Origin of the sequence: Kitasatospora sp. NBC_01266 (assembly GCF_036242395.1) — a bacterium.
Taxonomy (GTDB): domain Bacteria; phylum Actinomycetota; class Actinomycetes; order Streptomycetales; family Streptomycetaceae; genus Kitasatospora.
Window position 1 is genome coordinate 5890212 of record NZ_CP108458.1, and the last position, 25433, is coordinate 5915644.

The window sequence follows — 25433 nt, forward strand, 5'->3', positions numbered from 1 at the left end:
GGGCGCTCCCTAGGCTCAGGGCACGGATTCCGGTGCTGCTTGAACCCCCGAGCAAGCAGCACCGGAATCCTATGGTTTGTCCGGATCCTGGCCGGCCTTCAAGGCCTCCGTTGTCCGAACCATGGACCGGAGTCACGGCCTCCTCATCGGCTACGAGTATTTTTGGACCCATGGCTCCGACCTCCACACCCCGTGCACCCTTCGGCCGGGTCCTCACCGCGATGGTGACCCCGTTCACCGCCGACGGCGGGCTCGACCTCGACGGCGCCCAGCGCCTGGCCGCCCACCTGGTGGACTCCGGCAACGACGGCCTGGTCCTCAACGGCACCACCGGCGAGTCGCCGACCACCAGTGACGCCGAGAAGGCGCAGCTGCTGCGGGCCGTGCTCGAGGCGGTCGGCGAGCGCGCCCAGGTGATCGCGGGCGTCGGCACCAACGACACCGCGCACAGCCTGGAGCTGGCCCGGCAGGCCGAGGCCGCCGGCGCCCACGGGCTGCTGGTGGTCACCCCGTACTACAGCAAGCCCCCGCAGGAGGGCCTCTACCGGCACAACGTCGCCATCGCCGACGCCACCGAGCTGCCGGTGATGCTGTACGACATCCCCGGGCGCAGCGGCGTCGCGCTGAGCCACGAGACGCTGGTCCGCCTGGGCGAGCACCCGCGGATCGTCGCCAACAAGGACGCCAAGGGCGACCTCGGCGCCGCCGCCTGGGCGATCGCCCGCAGCGACCTCGCCTGGTACTCCGGTGACGACATCCTCAACCTGCCGCTGCTCTCGGTCGGAGCCGTCGGTGTGGTGAGCGTGGTCGGCCACGTGGTCGCCGACCGGCTGCGCGCCATGATCGAGGCCTTCGGGGCCGGCCGGGTCGCCGAGGCCACCGGGATCCACCAGGGCCTGCTCCCGGTCTTCAGCGGTATGTTCCGCACCCAGGGCGTGATCCTCACCAAGGCCGCGCTCACCCTGCAGGGCCTGCCCGCAGGCCCGCTGCGGCTGCCGCTGGTCGACGCCACGCCCGAGGAGATCACGCGATTGAAGGAGGATCTCGCCGCCGGCGGGGTACACCTGTAACCAGAAGACGTGCGCGCCTTCCGGATCGCCGGACCCCGATGCCGCACCCGGGGATCCGCCGCTGGACCGGAGACGACAGGCGCGAGGCACAGCAAGCCAGCCGCTCGGTGACGGGCGGACCGACCTGATAGGTACCTAGCGAAAGTCGCGCGCCATATGTCAGCGGGAGAACTCCCGGGCATATGGCGCGCGGCGCGAAGGAGAGTCTTTTGAGCCACCCTCACCCTGACCTCGGCGCGCCCCCGGCGCTCGCGCCGAACGCGATCCGGATCACCCCGCTCGGCGGCCTCGGGGAGATCGGGCGCAACATGACGGTGCTGGAGCATGCCGGGCGGCTGCTCATCATCGACTGCGGCGTCCTGTTCCCCGAGGACGAGCAGCCGGGCATCGACCTGATCCTGCCGGACTTCTCCTCGATCCGGGACCGCCTCGACAAGATCGATGGCATCGTCCTGACCCACGGTCACGAGGACCACATCGGCGCCGTCCCGTACCTGCTGCGGGAGAACCCCGACATCCCGCTGATCGGCTCGAAGCTGACGCTGGCGCTGATCGAGGCCAAGCTCGCCGAGCACCGCATCCGGCCGTACGTGCTGGAGGTCGCCGAGGGGGAGCGCGAGCAGATCGGCCCCTTCAACTGCGAGTTCATCGCGGTGAACCACTCCATCCCGGACGCGCTCGCCGTTGCCGTCCGCACCCCCGCCGGCATGGTCGTCGCCACCGGTGACTTCAAGATGGACCAGCTGCCGCTGGACGGCCGGCTCACCGACCTGCCCGCCTTCGCCAAGCTGGCCGAAGAGGGCATGGACCTGCTGCTGGTGGACTCCACCAACGCCGAGGTCCCCGGCTTCATCCCGCACGAGCGGGACATCTCCGCCGCGCTGCGCAACGTCTTCGCCAACGCGGACAAGCGGATCATCGTCGCCTCCTTCGCCAGCCACGTGCACCGGATCCAGCAGGTGCTGGACGCCGCGCACGAGTACAAGCGCAAGGTCGCCTTCGTCGGCCGCTCGATGGTGCGCAACATGGGCATCGCGCGCGACCTGGGCTACCTCAAGGTGCCGGGCAACCTGATCGTGGACGTGAAGCAGCTGGACGACCTGCCGGACAAGGAGGTCGTGCTGGTCTGCACCGGTTCGCAGGGCGAGCCGATGGCCGCCCTCTCCCGGATGGCCAACCGCGACCACCAGATCCGGATCGTCGAGGGCGACACCGTGATCATGGCCTCCTCGCTGATCCCCGGCAACGAGACCGCGATCTACCGGGTGATCAACGGCCTGACCCGCTGGGGCGCCAACGTGGTGCACAAGGGCAACGCCAAGGTGCACGTCTCGGGCCACGCCTCCTCGGGCGAACTGCTGTACTTCTTCAACATCTGCAAGCCGAAGAACCTGATGCCGGTGCACGGCGAGTGGCGCCACCTGCGCGCCTGCGCCGACCTCGGGATCAAGACCGGTGTCCCGAAGAACCGCACCGTGATCGCCGAGGACGGCGTGGTGGTCGACCTGGTCGACGGCGTCGCCAAGATCGTCGGCAAGGTGCAGGCCGGCTACGTCTACGTCGACGGCAGCTCGGTCGGTGATGTCACCGAGTCCTCGCTGAAGGACCGCCGGATCCTCGGCGAGGAGGGCTTCATCTCGGTCTTCGTGGTGGTGGACTCCAGCAGCGGCAAGATCGTCAGCGGCCCCACCATCCAGGCCCGCGGCTCGGGCATCGACGACGGTGCCTTCAGCCCGGTGGTCCAGAAGCTGGAGGAGGCGCTGCGCAAGTCCGCCGACAACGGCGTGCTGGAGGTGCGCCAGGTCCAGCAGCTGGTGCGCCGCATCATCGGCAAGTGGGTGGCGGACAACTACCGCCGCCGGCCGATGATCCTGCCGGTCGTGGTCGAGGTCTGACGCACCGCGCGGTCGCCACCGGCCCCGGACAGCTCAGCTGTCCGGGGCCGGTTTGACTCTCGGGGCCTGGCTGCGTAATGTTCTCCGAGTTGCCCCGGCCGCAGAGCGGCTCGGAGGCGAAACCCCCCTGGAACACCTGAGCGATGTTTCCGCATGCCCTTTTCGAAGGAAATTGCGAAACAGAAACTCTGATAGAGTCTGGGACAGCGGAAAGCCGAAAGGCCGGAAGCAAAACCGTGGAAAGCGAAGCGGAAAAGGCACTGAGCCGGATCTGATAAGCTGGAAACACGAAAGAACGAAGCGCCCGGAGAGCTTGCGAGAGCGGCTTGAAGGAAGCGTCCGTTCCTTGAGAACTCAACAGCGTGCCAAAAGTCAACGCCAGATATGTTGACATCCCCGGCCTCGATCGTTTGATCGGGGTTGGAGATTCCTTTTGAAGTAAAACACTAGCGAGGACGCAGTGCACGAGGTCACCCTATTCCGGTGGTTGTCGTGCCGCTCAACGCGGGTGTCGACCCGATTACGGGAAAACATTCACGGAGAGTTTGATCCTGGCTCAGGACGAACGCTGGCGGCGTGCTTAACACATGCAAGTCGAACGGTGAAGCCCTTCGGGGTGGATCAGTGGCGAACGGGTGAGTAACACGTGGGCAATCTGCCCTGCACTCTGGGACAAGCCCTGGAAACGGGGTCTAATACCGGATATGACCTTCCTCCGCATGGGGGTTGGTGTAAAGCTCCGGCGGTGCAGGATGAGCCCGCGGCCTATCAGCTTGTTGGTGGGGTAATGGCCTACCAAGGCGACGACGGGTAGCCGGCCTGAGAGGGCGACCGGCCACACTGGGACTGAGACACGGCCCAGACTCCTACGGGAGGCAGCAGTGGGGAATATTGCACAATGGGCGAAAGCCTGATGCAGCGACGCCGCGTGAGGGATGACGGCCTTCGGGTTGTAAACCTCTTTCAGCAGGGAAGAAGCGCAAGTGACGGTACCTGCAGAAGAAGCACCGGCTAACTACGTGCCAGCAGCCGCGGTAATACGTAGGGTGCGAGCGTTGTCCGGAATTATTGGGCGTAAAGAGCTCGTAGGCGGCCTGTCGCGTCGGATGTGAAAGCCCGGGGCTTAACCCCGGGTCTGCATTCGATACGGGCAGGCTAGAGTGTGGTAGGGGAGATCGGAATTCCTGGTGTAGCGGTGAAATGCGCAGATATCAGGAGGAACACCGGTGGCGAAGGCGGATCTCTGGGCCATTACTGACGCTGAGGAGCGAAAGCGTGGGGAGCGAACAGGATTAGATACCCTGGTAGTCCACGCCGTAAACGTTGGGAACTAGGTGTTGGCGACATTCCACGTCGTCGGTGCCGCAGCTAACGCATTAAGTTCCCCGCCTGGGGAGTACGGCCGCAAGGCTAAAACTCAAAGGAATTGACGGGGGCCCGCACAAGCAGCGGAGCATGTGGCTTAATTCGACGCAACGCGAAGAACCTTACCAAGGCTTGACATATACCGGAAACGTTCAGAGATGGGCGCCCCCTTGTGGTCGGTATACAGGTGGTGCATGGTTGTCGTCAGCTCGTGTCGTGAGATGTTGGGTTAAGTCCCGCAACGAGCGCAACCCTTGTTCTGTGTTGCCAGCATGCCTTTCGGGGTGATGGGGACTCACAGGAGACTGCCGGGGTCAACTCGGAGGAAGGTGGGGACGACGTCAAATCATCATGCCCCTTATGTCTTGGGCTGCACACGTGCTACAATGGTCGGTACAAAGGGCTGCGATACCGTGAGGTGGAGCGAATCCCAAAAAGCCGGCCTCAGTTCGGATTGGGGTCTGCAACTCGACCCCATGAAGTTGGAGTTGCTAGTAATCGCAGATCAGCATGCTGCGGTGAATACGTTCCCGGGCCTTGTACACACCGCCCGTCACGTCACGAAAGTCGGTAACACCCGAAGCCGGTGGCCTAACCCTTGGGAGGGAGCCGTCGAAGGTGGGACCAGCGATTGGGACGAAGTCGTAACAAGGTAGCCGTACCGGAAGGTGCGGCTGGATCACCTCCTTTCTAAGGAGCACATGGCCGGTTGCGAGCGAATGTCTCGCACGGTTGCTCATGGGTGGAACGTTGACTATTCGGCACACAGGGTTGGTTGTCTCCTAGTACTGCTTCGGCGTGGAACGGTTTCGGTTGATCTGGTGTGTCGGGCACGTTGTTGGGTCCTGAGGGAACGAGTAATCGTTGTCTCAGTGCCGGTCCCATGCGAGGCATCCTTTGGGGTGTTGAGGGTGGGTGTCTGGTCGTTGTTTGAGAACTGCACAGTGGACGCGAGCATCTGTGGCCAAGTTTTTAAGGGCGCACGGTGGATGCCTTGGCACCAGGAACCGATGAAGGACGTGGGAGGCCGCGATAGGCCCCGGGGAGCTGTCAACCGAGCTTTGATCCGGGGGTGTCCGAATGGGGAAACCCGGCAGTCGTCATGGGCTGTCACCCATACCTGAACACATAGGGTATGTGGAGGGAACGCGGGGAAGTGAAACATCTCAGTACCCGCAGGAAGAGAAAACAACCGTGATTCCGGGAGTAGTGGCGAGCGAAACCGGATGAGGCTAAACCGGAGTGGTGTGAGACCCGGCAGGGGTTGCCATTTCGGGGTCGTGGGAAAGTTCTTCAGTCGTCTGCCGGCGGCTGGGTGAGTCAGAAACCGTTGGTGTAGTCGAAGGACATGCGAAAGGTCCGGCGTAGAGGGTAAGACCCCCGTAGACGAAACATCAGCGGCTCACTTGAGCTTCTCCCAAGTAGCACGGAGCCCGAGAAATTCCGTGTGAATCTGGCGGGACCACCCGCTAAGCCTAAATATTCCCTGGTGACCGATAGCGGATAGTACCGTGAGGGAATGGTGAAAAGTACCGCGGGAGCGGAGTGAAATAGTACCTGAAACCGTGTGCCTACAAGCCGTGGGAGCGTCGTTCGTCAGTTTACTGGCGGGCCGTGACTGCGTGCCTTTTGAAGAATGAGCCTGCGAGTTTGCGGTGTGTAGCGAGGTTAACCCGTGTGGGGTAGCCGTAGCGAAAGCGAGTCCGAATAGGGCGTTTGAGTTGCATGCCCAAGACCCGAAGCGGAGTGATCTAGCCATGGGCAGGTTGAAGCGCGGGTAAGACCGCGTGGAGGACCGAACCCACCAGGGTTGAAAACCTGGGGGATGACCTGTGGTTAGGGGTGAAAGGCCAATCAAACTCCGTGATAGCTGGTTCTCCCCGAAATGCATTTAGGTGCAGCGTCACGTGTTTCTTGCCGGAGGTAGAGCACTGGATAGGCGATGGGCCTCACCGGGTTACTGACCTTAGCCAAACTCCGAATGCCGGTAAGTGAGAGCGTGGCAGTGAGACTGTGGGGGATAAGCTCCATGGTCGAGAGGGAAACAGCCCAGAACACCGACTAAGGTCCCTAAGCGTGTGCTAAGTGGGAAAGGATGTGGAGTCGCAGAGACAACCAGGAGGTTGGCTTAGAAGCAGCCACCCTTGAAAGAGTGCGTAATAGCTCACTGGTCAAGTGATTCCGCGCCGACAATGTAGCGGGGCTCAAGCACACCACCGAAGTCGTGTCATTCACAGAATACGTCCAACGACGCTGTGGATGGGTAGGGGAGCGTCGTGTTCCGGGTGAAGCGGCCGAGGAATCGAGTCGTGGACGGGATACGAGTGAGAATGCAGGCATGAGTAGCGATACAAGAGTGGGAAACTCTTGCGCCGATTGACCAAGGGTTCCTGGGTCAAGCTGATCTGCCCAGGGTAAGTCGGGACCTAAGGCGAGGCCGACAGGCGTAGTCGATGGACAACGGGTTGATATTCCCGTACCCGCTTTGAAGCGCCAACGTCGAACCTCTGAATGCTAAAGCCGTGAAGCCGGCCCGGAGTCTTCGGACAAAGGGACGTGGTGGAGCCGCTGATCCAACAGGGTAGTAGGTGAGCGATGGGGTGACGCAGGAAGGTAGTCCAGCCCGGGCGGTGGTAGTCCCGGGGTAAGGGTGTAGGCCGAGTGATAGGCAAATCCGTCACTCATTAAGGCTGAGACCTGATGCCGAGCCGATTGTGGTGAAGTGGATGATCCTATGCTGTCGAGAAAAGCCTCTAGCGAGTTTCATGGCGGCCCGTACCCCAAACCGACTCAGGTGGTCAGGTAGAGAATACCGAGGCGTTCGGGTGAACTATGGTTAAGGAACTCGGCAAAATGCCCCCGTAACTTCGGGAGAAGGGGGCCATTCCTGGTGATGAGACTTGCTCTCTGAGCTGGGGGTGGCCGCAGAGACCAGCGAGAAGCGACTGTTTACTAAAAACACAGGTCCGTGCGAAGCCGTAAGGCGATGTATACGGACTGACGCCTGCCCGGTGCTGGAACGTTAAGGGGACCGGTTAGCTCTGATTCGTCAGGGCGAAGCTGAGAACTTAAGCGCCAGTAAACGGCGGTGGTAACTATAACCATCCTAAGGTAGCGAAATTCCTTGTCGGGTAAGTTCCGACCTGCACGAATGGCGTAACGACTTCTCGACTGTCTCAACCATAGGCCCGGTGAAATTGCATTACGAGTAAAGATGCTCGTTTCGCGCAGCAGGACGGAAAGACCCCGGGACCTTTACTATAGCTTGATATTGGTGTTCGGTTCGGCTTGTGTAGGATAGGTGGGAGACTTTGAAGCAGCAACGCCAGTTGTTGTGGAGTCGTCGTTGAAATACCACTCTGGTCGTGCTGGATGTCTAACCTGGGTCCGTGATCCGGATCAGGGACAGTGTCTGGTGGGTAGTTTAACTGGGGCGGTTGCCTCCTAAAGAGTAACGGAGGCGCCCAAAGGTTCCCTCAGCCTGGTTGGCAATCAGGTGTTGAGTGTAAGTGCACAAGGGAGCTTGACTGTGAGACCGACGGGTCGAGCAGGTGCGAAAGCAGGGACTAGTGATCCGGCGGTGGCTTGTGGAAGCGCCGTCGCTCAACGGATAAAAGGTACCCCGGGGATAACAGGCTGATCTTCCCCAAGAGTCCATATCGACGGGATGGTTTGGCACCTCGATGTCGGCTCGTCGCATCCTGGGGCTGGAGTAGGTCCCAAGGGTTGGGCTGTTCGCCCATTAAAGCGGTACGCGAGCTGGGTTTAGAACGTCGTGAGACAGTTCGGTCCCTATCCGCTGTGCGCGTAGGAGTGTTGAGAAGGGCTGTCCCTAGTACGAGAGGACCGGGACGGACGAACCTCTGGTGTGCCAGTTGTCCTGCCAAGGGCATGGCTGGTTGGCTACGTTCGGGAGGGATAACCGCTGAAAGCATCTAAGCGGGAAGCCTGCTTCGAGATGAGCACTCCCACCTCCTTGAGAGGGTAAGGCTCCCAGTAGACGACTGGGTTGATAGGCCGGATGTGGAAGCCTCGTAAGGGGTGGAGCTGACCGGTACTAATAGGCCGAGGGCTTGTCCTCAGTTGCTCGCGTCCACTGTGTTGTTCTGAAACAACGACCCCACGCCAGGTCACGGTGTGGTGCGGTTGACAGTTTCATAGTGTTTCGGTGGTCATAGCGTGAGGGAAACGCCCGGTTACATTCCGAACCCGGAAGCTAAGCCTCATAGCGCCGATGGTACTGCAGGGGGGACCCTGTGGGAGAGTAGGACGCCGCCGAACAATTCTTCTAGAAAAGCCCCCCATCCGGGAACGGATGGGGGGCTTTTCTGCGTTTCCGGCCTTTTTCAGAGCTGCCGCTTGAAGCCGATATGCGACCCGGTGAATCCGAGCCGCTCGTAGAAGCGGTGCGCGTCGGTGCGGCTCTGGTCCGAGGTGAGTTGCACCAGGTCCGCGCCGAGTTCGCGGGAGCGGTCGATCGCCCATTCCATCAGCACCGTGCCGAGGCCGTTGCCGCGCTCGTCGGCGTGCACTCGCACGGCCTCCACGATGGCGCGGGTGGTGCCGCTCCTGGAGAGGCCGGGGATCACGCTGAGCTGCAGGGTGCCGACCACCCGGCCCGCGCGGACGGCGACGGTCGGGTGCTGGTTGGGGTCGGCGGCGACGCGTTCCCAAGCGGCGTAGTAAGGGGTCAGGTCGTCCGGGCTCTCCCGGGTGGCGGCTATCGAGTCGGCGGCGAGCATGGCCACGATGGCGGGAATGTCCTCCGGGGTGGCCGGGCGGATCACAAGGTCGTTCATGTCGCTCACCCTAGTGACGCCGGTCGACCCGGCGTCCGGCCGGCTCACGCGTCAGCGGTCGTGCCCTTGATGATCGAGAAGACCGCGCCGTGCGGGTCGGCGAGCTGCGCGAACCGGCCCACGCCGGGTTCGTCCACCGGGGCGCCCCGCACGCTGCCGCCCAGTTCCTGGGCCCGGGCGAGGGTGGCGTCGACGTCGGCCACCTCGAAGTAGGGGAGCCAGTAGGAGACGCCGCCCGCCGCCTTGTCCTCGGGCAGCAGGCGCGCGATGCCACCCTGACTGGCGTCGGTGCCGCCGCCGGTGGGGCTGACCACGGTGTAGGTGAAGTCGCCGAACGGGACGTCCTGCGCCATCCAGTGCAGGACGGTGGTGTAGAAGGCCTTGGCTGCTTTCGGGTCGCTGGTGTGCAGCTCGGTCCAGCAGAGCGTGCCGACCGCCGTCACGGCGTCCAGGCCGACGGTCTCGCCGGGCTGCCAGACGGCGAACCGGGCGCCGGTCGGGTCGGTGAAGCCGGCCATCCGACCGTCGGTGAAGACGTCGAACGGACCGAACCTGACCGCGCCCCCGGCCTGTTGGACGAGTTCGCAGGTCCGGTCGGTGTCCTCGCTCTTGAAGTAGAGCGTCCAGGCCGAGGCGGCGCCCTCCTCGGTGAGCGGGCCCAGCGCGGCGACGGTCCTGCCGTCCAGCTGGAAGAAGCCGTAGCCGCCGGAGTCCGGGCCGGCCGAGCTGAACGTCCAGCCGAACAGCGTGCCGTAGAAGGCCTGGGCGCCATCGGTGTCGGGACTGCCCAGATCGAGCCAGTTCGGCGCGCCGGGTACGTAGGTGGTGGTCAGCATGGTGTCTTCCGCTTCGTTGCGGTCCGGAGTACCGGTAGGCGTCCGGGCATGACGGATGAGTCCTCCTCTGCCATCGTCGGCCTTCCGGCCAGGCGGGACAATCGCGCACCGCGGTGTCGGCCCGGCGCGGTACCGTGCATCACGCATGGTTCAGCGGCGGTGTTGAGGGGGTCCCCGGATGGCCGGGCAGCGGTCCCAGACGGCTCAGGTGCCCGAGCAGCGGCAGCTCGCCGAGGTCGAGGGCGTGCTGGAGCGGATCACCTACGCCAACGAGGAGACCGGCTACACGGTCGCCAGGGTCGACACCGGGCGCGGTGCCAACGACCTGCTGACGGTGGTCGGCGCGCTGCTCGGCGCGCAGGTGGGGGAGTCGCTGCGGCTGCACGGCCGGTGGGGCTCGCACCCGCAGTACGGGCGCCAGTTCACCGTGGAGAACTACACCACGGTGCTGCCGGCCACCGTGCAGGGCATCCAGCGCTACCTGGGTTCGGGCCTGATCAAGGGGATCGGCCCGCGCTTCGCCGAGCGGATCGTCGAGCACTTCGGCGTCGACACGCTGACCGTGATCGAGCAGCAGCCCGGCCGGCTGGTCGAGGTTCCGGGGCTGGGGCCGAAGCGGACCAAGATGATCGCCGCGGCCTGGGAGGAGCAGAAGGCGATCAAGGAGGTGATGGTCTTCCTCCAGGGGGTGGGCGTCTCCACCTCGCTCGCCGTGCGGATCTACAAGAAGTACGGCGACAGCTCGATCGGCGTGGTGAAGAACGAGCCCTACCGGCTGGCCGCCGACGTCTGGGGCATCGGCTTCCTGACCGCCGACCGGATCGCGCAGGCGGTCGGCATCCCGCACGACAGCCCGGAGCGGGTGAAGGCGGGCCTGCAGTACGCGCTCTCGCAGAGCAGCGACCAGGGACACTGCTACCTGCCCGAGGAGCGGTTGATCGCCGATGGGGTGAAGCTCCTCCAGGTGGACGTCGGCCTGGTGATCGAGTCGCTGGCCGAGCTGGTCGCCGAGGAGGGCGTGGTTCGCGAGAGCCTGCCGGGCGACGGTGGTGAGCCGGTCACCGCGGTCTACCTGGTGCCGTTCCACCGCGCCGAGATCTCGCTGTCGAACCAGTTGCTGCGGCTGCTGCGCGCGCCGGACGACCGGATGCCCGGCTTCGCGGACGTGGACTGGCCGAAGGCGCTGGCCTGGCTGGGGCGGCGGACCGGGGCCGAGCTGGCGCCGGAGCAGGAGCAGTCGGTCCGGCTCGCGCTGACCGAGAAGGTCGCGGTGCTGACCGGTGGTCCGGGCTGCGGCAAGTCCTTCACCGTCAAGTCGATCGTCACGCTCGCGCTGGCCAAGCGGGCGAAGGTGCTGCTGGCCGCGCCGACCGGGCGGGCGGCCAAGCGGCTGGCGGAGCTGACGGGACATCAGGCCTCGACCGTGCACCGGCTGCTGGAGCTGCGGCCGGGCGGGGACGCGGCCTACGACCGGGACCGGCCGCTGGACGCCGACCTGGTGGTGGTCGACGAGGCCTCGATGCTGGACCTGATCCTGGCGAACAAGCTGGTCAAGGCGGTGGCGCCGGGTGCGCACCTGCTCTTCGTGGGGGACGTGGACCAGCTGCCCTCGGTCGGGGCCGGCGAGGTGCTGCGCGACCTGCTCGCCGAGGGCGGGCCGATCCCGTCGGTCCGGCTGACCCGGATCTTCCGTCAGGCCCAGCAGTCCGGTGTGGTGGTGAACGCGCACCGGATCAACGAGGGTCAGCCGCCGCTCACCGACGGGCTGCCCGACTTCTTCCTCTTCGTGGAGGACGACACCGAGCGCGCGGCGGGCCTGGTGGTGGACGTGGTGGCCCGCCGGATCCCGCAGCGGTTCCGGCTGGACGCCCGCCGGGACGTCCAGGTGCTGGCCCCGATGCACCGCGGACCGGCCGGCGCCGGCAACCTCAACACGCTGCTCCAGGCAGCGGTCACCCCCGGGCGGGAGGGGCTGGCCGAGAAGCGCTTCGGCGGGCGCACCTTCCGGGTCGGCGACAAGGTGACCCAGATCCGCAACAACTACGAGAAGGGGCAGAACGGCGTCTTCAACGGCACGGTCGGCGTGGTCACCGCACTGAGTGTGGAGGACCAGCGCCTGACCGTACTGACCGACGAGGACGAGGAAGTGCCGTACGACTTCGACGAACTTGACGAGTTGCAGCACGCCTACGCCGTCACCATCCACCGCTCGCAGGGCAGTGAGTACCCGGCGGTGGTGATTCCGGTCACCACCTCGGCCTGGACCATGCTGCAGCGCAATCTGCTCTACACGGCGGTCACCCGGGCGAAGAAGCTGGTGGTGCTGGTCGGCTCCCGCAAGGCGATCGGGCAGGCGGTGCGCACCGTGAGCGCGGGGCGCCGTCATTCAGCTCTCGATCACCGGCTGTCCATTGGATGATCACCCGAGGCCGAATGGGGGCCGGGGCCCCGGCGGGGGTATCTTGACGTGAAGAAATTGATGGACCAGCCTAGTCTTGCTGCGATCTTGTCCGGTTCGTACGGGCTGGAGCGTCGGTTCTTGTAGTGCAAGGCCCTTTTGGGCCACCCCGGGTGCGCGGTCGTCCTCCGGATGGGGGAGGGTGGACGGGCAGGGCACCCTGGAAGCGGATTTTCATTTCGTCGGTGAGGAAGCGCGTGAGCGAGAACAGTCAGGAATCTGTAGTACTGCGGTACCAGGGCGGCGAGTACGAGTACCCCGTCGTCGAGAGCACTGCGGGGAACTCCGGCTTCGACATCTCGAAGCTGCTCCCGCAGACCGGCCTGGTCACCCTGGACAACGGCTTCGGCAACACCGCTGCCTACAAGTCCGCGATCACCTTCGTCGACGGTGACAACGGCATCCTCCGCTACCGCGGTTACCCGATCGAGCAGCTCGCCGAGCAGGCCAGCTTCATCGAGACCGCCTACCTCCTGATCAACGGTGAGCTGCCGACTCCCGACCAGCTGGCGGAGTTCAACAGCGAGATCACCCAGCACACGCTGCTGCACGAGGACGTCAAGCGCTTCTACCAGGGCTTCCCCCGCGACGCGCACCCGATGGCGATGCTCTCCTCGGTGGTCGGCGCGCTGTCGACCTTCTACCAGGACAGCCACAACCCGTTCGACGCGGCCCAGCGCCACCTGTCGACGGTCCGCCTGCTGGCGAAGCTGCCGACCATCGCGGCCTACGCGTACAAGAAGTCGGTCGGCCAGCCGTTCGTCTACCCGCGCAACGACCTGAGCTACGTCGAGAACTTCCTGCGGATGACCTTCGCGGTCCCGGCCCAGGACTACGAGCTCAACCCGGTGATCGTCAACGCGCTGGACAAGCTCTTCATCCTGCACGCCGACCACGAGCAGAACTGCTCCACCTCGACCGTGCGCCTGGTCGGCTCCAGCCACGCCAACCAGTTCGCCTCGATCTCGGCGGGCATCTCGGCGCTCTGGGGCCCGCTGCACGGCGGCGCCAACCAGGCCGTGCTGGAGATGCTGGAGCAGATCCAGGCCGACGGCGGCGACGTCGACGCCTTCATCCGCAAGGTGAAGAACCGCGAGGACGGCGTCAAGCTGATGGGCTTCGGCCACCGCGTGTACAAGGCCTTCGACCCGCGCGCCGCGCTGGTCAAGGGCCTGGCGCACGACGTGCTGGCGCAGCTGGGCAAGTCGGACGAGCTGCTGGAGATCGCGCTCAAGCTGGAGGAGCACGCGCTGAGCGACGACTTCTTCGTCTCGCGCAAGCTCTACCCGAACGTCGACTTCTACACCGGCCTGATCTACCGCGCGATGGGCTTCCCGACCAGCATGTTCACCGTGCTGTTCGCGCTCGGCCGGCTGCCCGGGTGGATCGCCCACTGGCACGAGATGATCAACGACCCGACCAGCCGGATCGGCCGTCCGCGCCAGATCTACACCGGCACCGCGATCCGGGACTTCGTGGCGCTCGACAAGCGCTGACACCCGCTCCGCAACCGCGAAGGCCCCGCAGCTCGTGCTGCGGGGCCTTCGGCGTGTCTGCGGGCGGCCGGCGGTCGAGATGACGTCGCACGGCGGCGGACATGACGTCGCACGGCCGCCGGGAAGCGGACAAGACCGGGAACGGCCGCTCAAAGCGTTCCTGGTCACTCGCTGCCCGGCGCCGTGCGCGCCCGGGGCCCGCCGGAGCCCCGTTGGGCGGCGCGCCGACCACGGGTGCGCGGCCCTGCCCCCAGGGGAGAGGGTGGGGTCGCACGGTGCCGTTCCGCAGTCGTCTGCCGCACTCACCAAGGTAAGACGTATCTGGGCCGGCAAAGTTACGTCGGGGGTGTGTGAGTTGTCTCTCGCTACCGTCCGCGTCCCCGGGTTCACCCGCACATACCACATGACTCCCGGCGCCCGACGTCACCCTCCCCGCAGTGATGGCAACCCAGCGTGATAGGAATCGTGGCATTCCGGTACGGACAGGGCGGGAGAGACACAGATGGCCAGGAACGTCGTCGTCACCGGTGGTGGCACCGGGATCGGCCTGGAGATCGCCCGGCGGTTCGCCGAGGAGGGCGACGCGGTGGTGATCGTGGGCCGCCGGCGCGCGGTGCTGGAGGAGGCCGCCGAGCGGCTCGGTGGTGCCGTCAGCACGCTGGTCTGCGACCTGGCCGACCCCGATGCGGTGGAGGCGGCGCTGGGCGCGCTGCCGGCCCGGATCGACGTCCTGGTCAACAATGCCGGCAGCCGGGAGACCGGCTTCGGGGCCGGGCCGCACGCGCTGCTGGCCCGCTGGCGCGGCGACTTCGAGCGCAACGTGCTCACCGCGGTGCTGCTCACCGAGTCGGTGCGGGACCGGCTCACCCCGGGCGAGGGCCGGGTGATCACGATCAGCTCGATCGCGGCGCTGCGCGGGGCCGGCTCCTACGGGGCCGCCAAGGCCTCGCTGCACGCCTGGAACCACTTCCTGGCCGCCCAGCTGGGCCCCTCCGGGATCACCGCCAACATCGTGGCGCCCGGCACGGTGGCCGGCACCGAGTTCTTCGGCCCCCGGCTGGACGAGGCCGAGGTCTCCCGCCGGGCCGCCCGCACCCTGCTCGGCCGGATCGGTGAGACCGGCGAGGTGGCGGCGGCCGTGCACTTCCTGGCCTCGCCCGGGGCGGGGTTCATCACCGCCGAGATCCTGCACTGCAACGGCGGCGAGCTGCTGGGGCGGTGACGCTGCCCGAGCCGTTGGGGCGGCGACGCCGCAGCAGCCCGCCACCAGTGGGTCAGCGGCCGAAGCGCCGCAGCCGCAGGCTGTTGGTCACCACGAAGACCGAGGAGAAGGCCATGGTGGCCCCCGCGACCGTCGGGTCGAGCAGCCCGGCGGCGGCCAGTGGGATCGCGGCCACGTTGTAGGCGAAGGCCCAGAAGAGGTTGCCCTTGATGGTGGCCAGGGTCCGCCGGGAGAGCCGGATCGCGTCCGCCGCCACCCGCAGGTCGCCGCGGACCAGGGTCAGGTCGCCGGCCTCGATCGCCGCGTCGCTGCCGGTGCCCATGGCCAGCCCCAGATCGGCCTGGGCGAGCGCGGCCGCGTCGTTCACGCCGTCCCCGACCATCGCCACCGAGCGGCCCTCGTCCTGCAGCCGTGCGATGACCGCGACCTTCTCCTCGGGCAGCACCTCGGCGATCACGTCGGCCGGCTCGATCCCGACCTCGGCCGCCACCGCCCGCGCCACCGCGGCGTGGTCGCCGGTCAGCAGCACCGGGCGCAGGCCCAGCGCGCGCAGCTCGCGCACCGCCTGTGCGCTGGTCGGCTTGACGGTGTCGGCGACCACCAGGACCGCGCGGGCCGCACCGTCCCAGCCGACCGCGACGGCGGTGCGCCCGGTGGCCTCGGCGGCGGCCTTCGCGGCGGCCAGCCCGGGGGTGAGCGGCTGCGCCTGGTCGGCCAGCAGCGCCTGTCGCCCGGCGAGCACGGTGCGCCCGTCCACCAGGCCCCGCACGCCGCGCCCCGGCAGGTTCTCGAAGCCCTCGACGGCGGGCAGCGCGCCGAGTCGCTCGCTCGCCGCGGCGGCGATGGCCCGGGCGATCGGGTGCTCAGAGGCGTGCTCCAGCGCGCCGGCCAGCCGCAGCGCCTGCTCCTCGGTGACGCCGTCGGCGGTGTGCACGGCGGTCAGCGCCATCGCGCCGGTGGTCACCGTGCCGGTCTTGTCCAGCACGACGGTGTCCACCCGGCGGGTGGTCTCCAGCACCTCGGGGCCCTTGATCAGGATGCCCAGCTGGGCGCCGCGCCCGGTGCCGACCAGCAGCGCGGTCGGGGTGGCCAGGCCCAGCGCGCAGGGGCAGGCGATGATCAGCACCGCGACGGCGGCGGTGAAGGCCTCGGTGGCGCCACCGCCGGCCAGCAGGTGGCCGGCCAGGGTGGCCAGCGCGATCACGATCACCACCGGGACGAAGACCGCCGAGATCCGGTCGGCCAGCCGCTGGGCGGCGGCCTTGCCGTTCTGCGCCTGCTCGACCAGCTGGGCCATCCGGGCGAGCTGGGTGTCCGCGCCGACCCGGCGGGCCTCCACCACCAGCCGCCCGCCCGCGTTGACGGTGGCGCCGGTGACGCTGTCGCCGACCGCGACCTCGACCGGGACCGACTCACCGGTCAGCATCGAGGCGTCCACGGCCGAGGCGCCCTCGACCACCACGCCGTCGGTGGCGATCTTCTCGCCGGGGCGGACCACGAAGCGGGTACCGACCCGCAGTTCGGCCACCGGGAGCCGGATCTCGCGGCCCTCCCGCAGCACCGCGACCTCCTTGGCGCCGAGATCGAGCAGCGCGTGCAGCGCGGCGCCGGCCCGGCGCTTGGAGCGGGCCTCCAGCCGGCGGCCGAGCAGGATCAGCGTGGTGACGGCGGCCGCGGTCTCCAGGTAGAGGGCTGATCCGGGGTCGGTCCCGCCGACCGACAGGGCGAACTCGTGCTTCATCCCGGGCATCCCCGCGCCGCCCAGGAAGAGTGCCCAGAGCGACCAGCCGAAGGCGGCCAGGGTGCCGAGCGAGACCAGGGTGTCCATGGTGGCCGCGCGGTGCCGCAGATTGGTCCAGGCGGCCCGGTGGAAGGGCAGGCCGCCGTAGGCCACCACCGGCCCGGTGAGCGCGAAGGCGAGCCACTGCCAGAAGGTGAACTGCAGTGCCGGCACCATCGAGAGCAGCACCACCGGGACCGTCAGCACGGCGCTGAGCAGCAGCCGCGTCCACTCCGGGTCGGCCGGGCCGCCGGACGGGGCCGCCGGCTCGGCGGCCGGTGGCGGGGGCAGCTCGGCGGTGTAGCCGGTGCGCTCCACGGTGGCGATCAGGTCGGCCACCGTGACCCCGGGGCCGAAGTCGACCCGGGCCTTCTCGGTGGCGAAGTTCACCGTGGCCGCGACGCCGTCCATCCGGTTCAGCTTCTTCTCGACCCGGGCGGCGCAGGAGGCGCAGGTCATCCCCCCGATCGCCAGCTCGACGCGGTCGTTTATGCCGGAGGGTGCGGTGGTGGCGGTGCTCATCGGGCGGCTCCTTCGCAGGACGCGGTTCGGGTGGGGCGGGGGGCGGCCGCCGGCCGGTCGCCCCCCGGCGCCGGGTTCAGGCGGCCGGGCCGACCAGCTCGTAGCCGGCCTCGTCGACGGCGGCGCGGACGTCGGACAGTGCCAGCGGCTGCTCGGAGGAGACGGTGACGGTACCGGCCTTGGCGTCGGCCGCCACCTCGGTGACGCCGACCAGTGCGGAGAGTTCCGAGCTGACCGACTTCTCGCAGTGGCCGCAGCTCATGCCGGTGACGGTGTAGGTGACGGTGCTGGACATCGGTGTCTCCAAGGGAGGGAAGGGGCGTCGGGGTCGGCGCCGCCGTACTGTCAAGGAACCACGATACCCCCGAGGGGTATTCCGTGGGGAGGGAGGGCCGGGCGGCCGGTGAGATGGTCGTCACGGCTCGCTGACTGACAGTAGTCGCAGCGCCACCACGCGTCCGGCTCCGCCGCTCCCGGTCACCCGTAATGGCGGTGCGTCATCGCGCGGCACGGTTGTCCGGCGGGGTGAGTGTGGATGGGCATCCGGGGTGAATGTCCGTAATGTTCGGCTCGTGTTCAGCTTCCACCGCCCCAGTCGACCCTTGGTCTCCGCCGTCCAGGGCCTGCCCAAGGCGCGGCGGCGGCGGGCACTGGCCGCCGTCGATCTGCGGGACCTGTCGTGGCAGCGCCGGGCCGCGCCGGCCCTGCTGGCGATCCTCGGCGTCTGCGTCGCGGACCTGAGCACCGGCAAGGAGCGGTACCTGGCACCGCTGATGACCGTGGTGCCCTCGATCGCCGCGCTCACGCTCTCCGCGGCCGGCGTGCTGGGTGTCTGCACGATCGGACTGGTGGCGCTGATCGGGTTGAACCGCTACGACCAGGTCACCGCGGTGCAGGACCAGCGCTTCCTGTTCGGATCGATGGTCACCTACCTGGCGCTCACCCTGTTCAGCGCCTACGTCGCGGAGATCCGGATGCGCCGGGCCGCCGCCTTCGCCGCCGTCAGTTCGGTGGCCGAGGCGGCCCAGCGGGCGCTGCTGCGCCGGCCGGGGCCCGAGGTCGGGCCGCTGCGGCTGGCGGTGCGCTACGCCTCGGCGGCCGACGAGGCGCGGATCGGCGGTGACCTCTATTCGGTGCTCGACACCCCGCACGGCACCCGGGTGCTGGTCGGCGACGTGCGGGGCAAGGGGCTGGACGCGGTCCAGACGGCCGCCGTGGTGCTCGGCGCCTTCCGCGAGGCCGCCTACGACGAGCCGGGACTGCGCCAGGTGGCCACCCGGATCGAGGCGAGCGTGGAACGGCACGTCCCGGACGGCGAGTTCACCACCGCGCTGTTCGGCGAGGTGCGCGGCGACGGCATGGTCGAGCTGCTGCAGTACGGGCATGTGCCGCCGCTGCGGGTGGCCCCGGACGGCACCGTGACGGTGCTGGACGCCCCCGACCCCTGGGTCCCGCTGGGCCTGGGGCGGCTGGCGGACGGTCAGCCGCAGAGCTGGCACCAGCCGTTCGGCGCCGGTGACGTGCTGGTCCTGTGCACCGACGGCGTGGTGGAGGCCAGGCGGCGCGGCGGCGGGGAGTTCTATCCGCTGGAGCGGCGGGTGGCCCAGCTGGTGGCGGGCGCCGGTGGCACGGTGGCCGAGCTGGAGGCGGCGGTGGGCCGGCTCTACGCCGACCTGCTCGGCCACACCGGCGGGGACCTCAGCGACGACGCGCTGCTGATGCTGGTCAGCCGGGGCGACTGAGCAGCATCGGCAGCGCGTCGGAGGTCAGCCGCCCGCCACCTCGGCGAGGGCTCGGAAGAGCAGGGCGGTGGAGGTCGCGCCCGGGTCCTGGTGCCCGATGCTGCGCGGGCCCAGGTAGGAGGCGCGGCCCTTGCGGGCCTGCAGCGGGATGGTGGCGCGGGCCCCCGCCTCGGCGGCCTCGGCGGCCAGCGCGCCGGCCTCACGCAGCGTGAAGCCGTCGAAGGCGGCGCGCTCCAGCGCGGCCACGGCCGGTTCGAAGGCGTCGACCATGGTCTTGTCGCCGACCTGGGCGCCGCCCAGCTTCTGCACGGCGCCGAGCCCGGCCCGCAGCGCCGCGGCCAGCGCCGTCAGGTCCGCGCCCGGGGCGGGCAGCGCGGCGCCGGTGGCGCGCAGCGCGCTGCCGTAGAGCGGCCCCGAGGCCCCGCCGACCTTGGAGATCAGCGTGCTGCCGGCCTTGCTGAGCACCGTGCCCGGCGGGGAGTCGGCGGGCAGCGCGTCCAGTGCCACGAGGACGGCGTTGAAGCCGCGCCGCAGGTTGCTGCCGTGGTCGCCGTCGCCGATCGCGGCGTCCAGCGCGGTGAGTTCCTCGTGTCGGCGCTCGACCGCGGCGGCTGCGGCGCGCAGCCAGGCGAGCGCGAGGTCCTGGTCCAGGTCGTAGCGCATGGCGGGGTCCCCAGGGGTCGGTGACGTGTGGTCAGGGGCGGTGCAGGGCCGGGGTGCGGGCCGGGGCGTCCCACAGGTCGAGCAGCTCGGGATCGGCCTTGGTCAGGGTGAGTGAGAAGCCGGCCATGTCCAGGCTGGTCACGTAGTTGCCGACCAGGTTGCGGGCGATGGTGATGCCGCTCTCGGCCAGCCGGGCGGCCACCTCGCCGAAGACGATGTAGAGCTCCAGCAGCGGAGTCCCACCCATGCCGTTGACCAGGGCGATCACCTCGTCGCCCGAGGTCAGGGTGTGGTCGGCGAGGATGGTGCGCACCACCTCGGCGACCAGCTCACGGGCCGGGCGCAGCGGTTCGCGCCGGCGGCCGGGCTCGCCGTGGATGCCGACGCCCACCTCGATCTCGTCCTCGGGTAGGTCGAAGCCCGGGCGCCCGGCGGCGGGCGTGGTGGCGGCGGTGAGGGCCACCGCGAAGGAGCGCGAGGCGGCGACCGTGCGCTCTCCGAGGGCGGCCACCTCGGCGGCCTTGGCGCCGCGCTCGGCCAGCGCGCCGGCCACCTTCTCGACGATCACGGTGGCGCCGGTGCCGCGCCGCCCGGCGGTGTAGGTGGAGTCCTCGACGGCCACGTCGTCGTTGACCAGCACGGTGCGGACCTCGATGCCCTCCTCGGCGGCCAGCTCGGCGGCGAGTTCGAAGTTGAGCACGTCACCGGTGTAGTTCTTGACGATCAGGACCGCGCCCGCGCCGCCGTTGGTGGCCCGCAGGGCGGCGAGCATCTGGTCGGGCACCGGGGAGGTGAACACCTCGCCCGGACAGGCCGCGTCCAGCATGCCGGGGCCGACGAAGCCGCCGTGCAGCGGCTCGTGCCCCGAGCCGCCGCCGGAGATCAGCGCGACCTTGCCGGGGCGGGGCGCGTCCGCGCGGTGGATCACCCGGTTCTCCCGGTCCACCGTCAGTTCCGGATGGGCGGCGGCGATCCCGGCCAGCGCGTCGTCGAGCACGGATTCGGGGGTGTTGATCAGCTTCTTCACGGGGGTCTCCGGTGGGGTGCGGTCGGACCGGCTCGCTGCCGAACCTACGCCACCCGGCGGGGGTTTCTCATCGGTTCGCCGCGACCTGGCGTGGCGTCGCGGCTAGTCTCGGGGGACATGAGGACTTCGGTGGGAATCGTCCTGGTGTCGCACAGCCCGCTGCTGGGCGCCGGGGTACGCGAATTGGTCGAGCAACTGAGCGGCGGCAGCGTGCGGGTGGCGGTCGCGGCCGGGACCGAGGACGGGGAGATCGGGACCAGCTACGAGCTGATCGCCGAGGCGGTGCGCCAGGTGGACGGCGGCGCCGGGGTGGTGCTGCTGCCCGACCTCGGCAGCTCGGTGCTCACCGCGCGGGCGGTGCTGGCGGACCTGGCGCGGGAGGAGGTCGTGCTGGTGGACGCGCCGTTCGTGGAGGGCGCGGTGGCGGCGGTGGTGACCGCCTCCACCGGGGCGGGCCTGGCGGAGGTGGTCCGGGTCGCCGAGGAGGCCTGGCAGTCGAGGAAATTCTGACCCCGGGTGGTTCACCCTGGGTCGTTCACCCTGGGTGGTTCACCCTGGGTCGTTCACCCTGGGTCGTTCACCCTGGGTGGTTCACCCTGGGTCGTTCACCCTGGGTGGTTCACCCTGGGTCGTTCACCCTGGGTGGTTCACCCGCTCACTTGGCGTCCGCGTAGCACTCCACCACGGCCGTGCTCATCGGGAACCGCACCGGGGTGTCGCCGAAGACCAGCCGGCTGGCCTCGTCGGCGGCCGCCGTGATGAGGGCCGCCACCTGATCGGCCGACTCGGCGGGGGCGTGCACCACCACCTCGTCGTGCTGGAAGAAGACCAGGTGCGGGCGGCCCGCGGGCCCGGTGAGCTCGGCCAGCCGGCGGCGCAGCGCGGCCAGCAGGCAGAGCGCCCAGTCGGCGGCGCTGGCCTGGATCACGAAGTTGCGGGTGAACCGGCCGCGGGCCCGGGTGGAGCGCCCGCCCTGCTCGGCGCCCTCGCCGCCGGCCGTCGCGCCCTCGGCGAGGTCCAGCCAGGCGTCCGAGGGCGGCGGGCAGCTGCGGCCGAGCCGGGAGGTGACGATGCCGCCCTCCTCCCCGGTGCGGGCGGCGGCCTCCACATAGCCCATCGCGGCGGGGTAGCGCTGGCGCAGGGTGGCGAGCAGCGGGCCGATGTCCCCGCTGGTCTGCCCGTACATCGCGCCGAGCAGGCCGAGCTTGGCCTTCTCCCGGTCGCCCTGGAAGGCCACCTGGGCCAGTGCCTGGTAGAGGTCGCCGCCGGCCGCGGTGCGGGCCAGCGCGGCGTCCCCGGACAGGGCGGTCAGCACCCGGGGTTCCAGCTGGGCCGCGTCGGCCACCACCAGCCGCCAGCCCGGATCGGCCAGCACCGCGCGGCGCAGGATCCGCGGGATCTGCAGTGCCCCGCCGCCCCGGCTGGCCCAGCGCCCGGAGACCACCCCGCCCACCACGTACTCGGGGTGGAACCGCCCGCCGCGTGCCCAGGCGTCCTGCCAGGCCCAGCCGTGCGCGCTGTGGATCCGCGACAGCTCCTTGTAGCGGATCAGCAACTCGGCTGCCGGATGGTCGAGTTCGCGCAGCTCCCAGACCCGGGTGGAGTTCAGTCGGATGCCCTGCTCGGCGAAGGCGCGCAGCACCTGGGTGTGCGAGTCGGGGTTGAACGGCTTGCCGCCGAGCGCTTCCTGCAGCCGGACGGACACCTCGGCCAGCTTGGCGGGCTGGGCGCCGGGGATGTGCGGGCGCGGGCCGAGCAGCTCGGTGAGCAGCGCGTCGTGCACCTCGGTGCGCCAGGGCAGGCCGTCCTCGGCCATTTCGGCGGCGGCCAGCGCGCCGGCCGACTCGGCGGCCACCAGCAGCCGGAACCGGGCCCGCTGCGGCTCGCCCTCGATGGCCCGCAGCCGGCGCTGCTGGTCGGCGTGCACGGCCAGCACGGCGGCCAGCGGATCGGTGCCGGGCGGCAGTTGCAGGCGGTCGGGGGCGAACAGGGTGTCCTGCGCCTCGGCGGGCCCGGTCTCCGGCAGGTCGGCGGGGACCGGCAGGGAGTGCAGCCGGGCCCAGGCCGCGCCGAGCGAGCGGGGCGCCCCCCACCGGCCCTCGTGCGCCAGCAGCAGCGCCTCGACCAGGCGCAGGTCGTGGCAGCGGCCGAGCCGGTGCGCACCGTGCAGCCGGTCCAGCGCCGGCAGCAGCGGGACGTAGCCGGACTCGGCACTCGCCCAGACCCAGCGCGGCTGCTCGGCGGCCTCCAACTCGGCCACGGTGGCGGCCAGCTCGGCGGTCTTCAGCGGGGCGCCGAGCGGCTCACCGGTCTCGGCGAGGCGGTGCAGTCGGCCACCGCGCCCGTGGGCGTCGGGGACCAGGGCGATCCTGGCGGGCACGGTGGCCTCCATTTCAGCAGGTCGTGGCGGGCGGGTGAGTCGGGTGGTGCTGGGCGGGCGGCTGAGCCGGTTCGTCTGCCCCCGACCGTAGCGCGCGGCTCCGACACCGGCGCGTAGGGTCTGCGGAATGACTGACAATCCCTTGCTGTCGCCCAGCCGGCTCCCTTACCAGCTGCCCCCCTACGCCGAGATCCGCACCGAGCACTACCGGCCGGCCCTCGAAGCGGGCATGGCCGAGCAACTCGCCGAGATCGCGCGGATCACCGCCGATCCGGAGCCCGCGAGCTTCGAGAACACGGTGGTCGCCCTGGAGCGCACCGGGATGCTGCTGCGGCGGGCGCTGGCGGTGTTCGACAACCAGGGCTCCGCGCACACCGACGCGCAGCTGCAGGAGCTGGAGGCCGAGTTCAAGCCGCGGCTGGCGGCGCACGCCGACGCCATCAGCCTGGACCGCGCGCTCTTCGCGCGGCTCGACGCCGTGTACGCCGAGCGCGCCTCGCTGGACCTGGACGCCGAGTCGCTGCGCCTGCTGGAGCGCCACCACGTGCGCTTCGTGCGGGCCGGGGCGCAGCTGCCGCCGGCCGACCAGCAGCGGCTGCGCGAGCTGAACGCCGAGCTGGCCACCGCTTCCGCCGCCTTCGAGCGGAACCTGTTCGCCGCCAACGCCGCCGGCGCCCTGGTGCTGGACCGCGCTGAGCAACTGGCCGGGCTGTCCGAGGCGGAGATCGCCGCCGCCGCCGAGAACGGCCGGGCGCGCGGGCACGACGGCAAGTACGTGCTCAGCCTGCTGAACTTCACCGTGCAGCCGGCCCTGGCCCGGCTGACCGACCGCGCGGTGCGCCGCGAGTTGCTGGCCGCCGCGCTCGACCGGGGCCTGGCCGACAACGGCCCGGTGGCCGCCGGGATGGCCGCGCTGCGGGCGGAGCGGGCCGCGCTCTTCGGCTACCCGAGCCACGCCGCCTACGTGGTGGCCGACGAGACGGCCGGCAGTGTCGAGGCCGTCGGCGCGCTGCTGCACCGGCTGGTGCCGCCCGCGGTGGCCAACGCCGAGCGGGAGCTGGCCAGGCTGCGCGAGGAGGCGGCGGCCGACGGCGTCACCGACTTCGGCCCGCACGACCTCGCCTACTACAGCGAGCGGGTCCGCAAGGCCGAGTACGACCTGGACAGCGCGGTGCTGCGCCCGTACTACGAGCTCGACCGGGTGCTGCACGACGGCGTGTTCCACGCGGCGGGCCTGGCCTACGGGTTGAGCTTCACCGAGCGCGCGGACCTGGTCGGCTACCACCCCGACACCCGGGTCTTCGAGGTCTTCGAGCAGGACGGCCGGCCACTGGGCCTCTTCCTGGCCGACTTCTTCGCCCGCCCGTCCAAGCGCGGCGGGGCCTGGATGGACGAACTCGTCAAGCAGAGCGAGCTGTTCGACCGCAAGCCGGTGGTCGTCAACAACCTGAACATCACCAAGCCCGCGCCCGGGCAGCCGGTGCTGCTCAGCGGCGACGAGGTCCGCACGCTCTTCCACGAGTTCGGCCACGCGCTGCACGGCCTCTTCTCCGACGTGCGCTACCCGCTGCTGGCCGGCACCGATGTGCCGCGCGACTTCGTGGAGTTCCCCTCGCAGGTCAACGAGATGTGGCTGAGCTGGCCGCAGGTGCGGGCCAACTACGCCCGGCACCACCTGACCGGCGAGCCGCTGCCGGACGCGCTGCTGGCGAAGCTGGCGGCGGCCGAGCAGTTCGGCCAGGGCTGCAAGACCGTGGAGTACCTGGCCGCCGCGCTGCTGGACTGGGCCTGGCACACCCGCCCGGCCGGCGAAGAGCTGCCGGACGCGGCCGTGTTCGAGGCCGAGGTGCTCCAGGCGGCCGGCCTGGCGCTGCCCGAGGTGCCGCCGCGCTACCGGACCGCGTACTTCAGCCACCTGTTCGCGAGCGACTACAGCGCCGGCTACTACGCCTACATCTGGTCCGAGGTGCTGGACGCCGACACCGTGGAGTGGTTCAAGGGCAACGGGCGGTCGGTCCGGGAGAGCGGCGAGTTGTTCCGGCGCGAGCTGCTGGCCCGGGGCAACAGCGTGCCGGCGCTGGACGCGTTCGGCGCGGTGGTCGGCCGCGCGCCCGAGGTCGCTCCGCTGCTGGCCCGGCGCGGCCTGGCGTAGCGCGGCGTCAACCGGGCTCGGTCGCA

15 protein-coding genes and 3 rRNA genes are annotated in these 25433 nt (G+C 69.3%); 11 read left to right on the top strand and 7 right to left on the bottom strand.

Features of this window, described 5'->3' with window-relative positions:
- Nucleotides 1–170 precede the first annotated feature (170 nt).
- From dapA to rrf, 5 genes are all read left to right on the top strand, one after another.
- Complete coding sequence (dapA, locus tag OG403_RS25650; RefSeq protein WP_329568257.1) at nucleotides 171–1070, top strand: 4-hydroxy-tetrahydrodipicolinate synthase; 900 nt, start codon at nucleotides 171–173, stop codon at nucleotides 1068–1070.
- Between the two features lie 209 nt (nucleotides 1071–1279).
- Nucleotides 1280–2965 carry a ribonuclease J gene (locus tag OG403_RS25655; RefSeq protein WP_329568260.1) on the top strand — a complete coding sequence of 562 codons (1686 nt, stop codon included), beginning with the start codon at nucleotides 1280–1282 and terminating at the stop codon, nucleotides 2963–2965.
- 533 nt (nucleotides 2966–3498) lie between these two features.
- A 16S ribosomal RNA gene (locus tag OG403_RS25660) occupies nucleotides 3499–5020 on the top strand.
- A gap of 272 nt (nucleotides 5021–5292) precedes the next feature.
- A 23S ribosomal RNA gene (locus OG403_RS25665) occupies nucleotides 5293–8411 on the top strand.
- An 83-nt stretch (nucleotides 8412–8494) separates the two neighbouring features.
- Nucleotides 8495–8611: ribosomal RNA gene (rrf, locus tag OG403_RS25670) — 5S ribosomal RNA — on the top strand.
- Together the 16S, 23S and 5S rRNA genes form the textbook arrangement of a ribosomal RNA operon.
- Nucleotides 8612–8676: 65 nt before the next feature.
- Here the strand turns inward: rrf and OG403_RS25675 are convergent.
- Complete coding sequence (locus OG403_RS25675) at nucleotides 8677–9129, bottom strand: GNAT family N-acetyltransferase (RefSeq protein WP_329568262.1); 453 nt, start codon at nucleotides 9127–9129, stop codon at nucleotides 8677–8679.
- 44 nt (nucleotides 9130–9173) lie between these two features.
- Nucleotides 9174–9965 carry a VOC family protein gene (locus OG403_RS25680; protein ID WP_329568264.1) on the bottom strand — a complete coding sequence of 264 codons (792 nt, stop codon included), beginning with the start codon at nucleotides 9963–9965 and terminating at the stop codon, nucleotides 9174–9176.
- A 178-nt stretch (nucleotides 9966–10143) separates the two neighbouring features.
- On the opposite strand from OG403_RS25680, the gene recD2 reads away from it, so the two are divergent.
- The 3 genes from recD2 to OG403_RS25695 all read left to right on the top strand — a co-directional run bounded on the left by recD2 (nucleotide 10144) and on the right by OG403_RS25695 (nucleotide 15141).
- On the top strand, nucleotides 10144–12384 hold the full coding sequence (gene recD2 / locus OG403_RS25685; RefSeq protein ID WP_329568266.1) for an SF1B family DNA helicase RecD2: 2241 nt from the start codon (nucleotides 10144–10146) through the stop codon (nucleotides 12382–12384).
- A 224-nt stretch (nucleotides 12385–12608) separates the two neighbouring features.
- A complete protein-coding gene (locus OG403_RS25690; RefSeq protein WP_442910982.1) occupies nucleotides 12609–13919 on the top strand; it encodes a citrate synthase in 1311 nt (436 codons plus the stop codon).
- A 502-nt stretch (nucleotides 13920–14421) separates the two neighbouring features.
- Entirely contained in the window at nucleotides 14422–15141 is a 720-nt protein-coding gene (locus tag OG403_RS25695; RefSeq protein WP_329568271.1) for an SDR family NAD(P)-dependent oxidoreductase, read from the top strand.
- A gap of 52 nt (nucleotides 15142–15193) precedes the next feature.
- Here the strand turns inward: OG403_RS25695 and OG403_RS25700 are convergent, their stop codons facing one another.
- Together OG403_RS25700 and OG403_RS25705 are read right to left on the bottom strand one after the other, a co-directional pair.
- Nucleotides 15194–17443 (bottom strand): heavy metal translocating P-type ATPase, encoded by a 2250-nt coding sequence (locus OG403_RS25700; protein WP_329568273.1) that lies wholly within the window; start codon nucleotides 17441–17443, stop codon nucleotides 15194–15196.
- A gap of 76 nt (nucleotides 17444–17519) precedes the next feature.
- Nucleotides 17520–17738: a heavy-metal-associated domain-containing protein gene (locus OG403_RS25705; protein WP_329568275.1), complete on the bottom strand. Its 219-nt coding sequence runs from the start codon at nucleotides 17736–17738 to the stop codon at nucleotides 17520–17522.
- A 277-nt stretch (nucleotides 17739–18015) separates the two neighbouring features.
- On the opposite strand from OG403_RS25705, the gene OG403_RS25710 reads away from it, so the two are divergent.
- Nucleotides 18016–19185 (top strand): PP2C family protein-serine/threonine phosphatase, encoded by a 1170-nt coding sequence (locus OG403_RS25710; protein WP_329568278.1) that lies wholly within the window; start codon nucleotides 18016–18018, stop codon nucleotides 19183–19185.
- A 24-nt stretch (nucleotides 19186–19209) separates the two neighbouring features.
- Here the strand turns inward: OG403_RS25710 and dhaL are convergent, their stop codons facing one another.
- Both dhaL and dhaK read right to left on the bottom strand, forming a co-directional pair.
- Nucleotides 19210–19848: a dihydroxyacetone kinase subunit DhaL gene (gene dhaL / locus OG403_RS25715; RefSeq protein WP_329568280.1), complete on the bottom strand. Its 639-nt coding sequence runs from the start codon at nucleotides 19846–19848 to the stop codon at nucleotides 19210–19212.
- 31 nt (nucleotides 19849–19879) lie between these two features.
- On the bottom strand, nucleotides 19880–20875 hold the full coding sequence (dhaK, locus tag OG403_RS25720; RefSeq protein WP_329568282.1) for a dihydroxyacetone kinase subunit DhaK: 996 nt from the start codon (nucleotides 20873–20875) through the stop codon (nucleotides 19880–19882).
- A gap of 117 nt (nucleotides 20876–20992) precedes the next feature.
- On the opposite strand from dhaK, the gene dhaM reads away from it, so the two are divergent.
- Nucleotides 20993–21385 carry a dihydroxyacetone kinase phosphoryl donor subunit DhaM gene (gene dhaM, locus OG403_RS25725; protein ID WP_329568284.1) on the top strand — a complete coding sequence of 131 codons (393 nt, stop codon included), beginning with the start codon at nucleotides 20993–20995 and terminating at the stop codon, nucleotides 21383–21385.
- Nucleotides 21386–21530: 145 nt separating this feature from the next.
- Here the strand turns inward: dhaM and OG403_RS25730 are convergent, their stop codons facing one another.
- Nucleotides 21531–23267, bottom strand: a complete 1737-nt coding sequence (locus OG403_RS25730; protein WP_442910983.1) for a bifunctional 3'-5' exonuclease/DNA polymerase — start codon at nucleotides 23265–23267, stop codon at nucleotides 21531–21533.
- Nucleotides 23268–23382: 115 nt separating this feature from the next.
- Between OG403_RS25730 and OG403_RS25735 the strand changes: the two genes are divergently transcribed.
- Nucleotides 23383–25407 (top strand): M3 family metallopeptidase, encoded by a 2025-nt coding sequence (locus OG403_RS25735; RefSeq protein ID WP_329568288.1) that lies wholly within the window; start codon nucleotides 23383–23385, stop codon nucleotides 25405–25407.
- The last annotated feature ends 26 nt before the right edge of the window (nucleotides 25408–25433 follow it).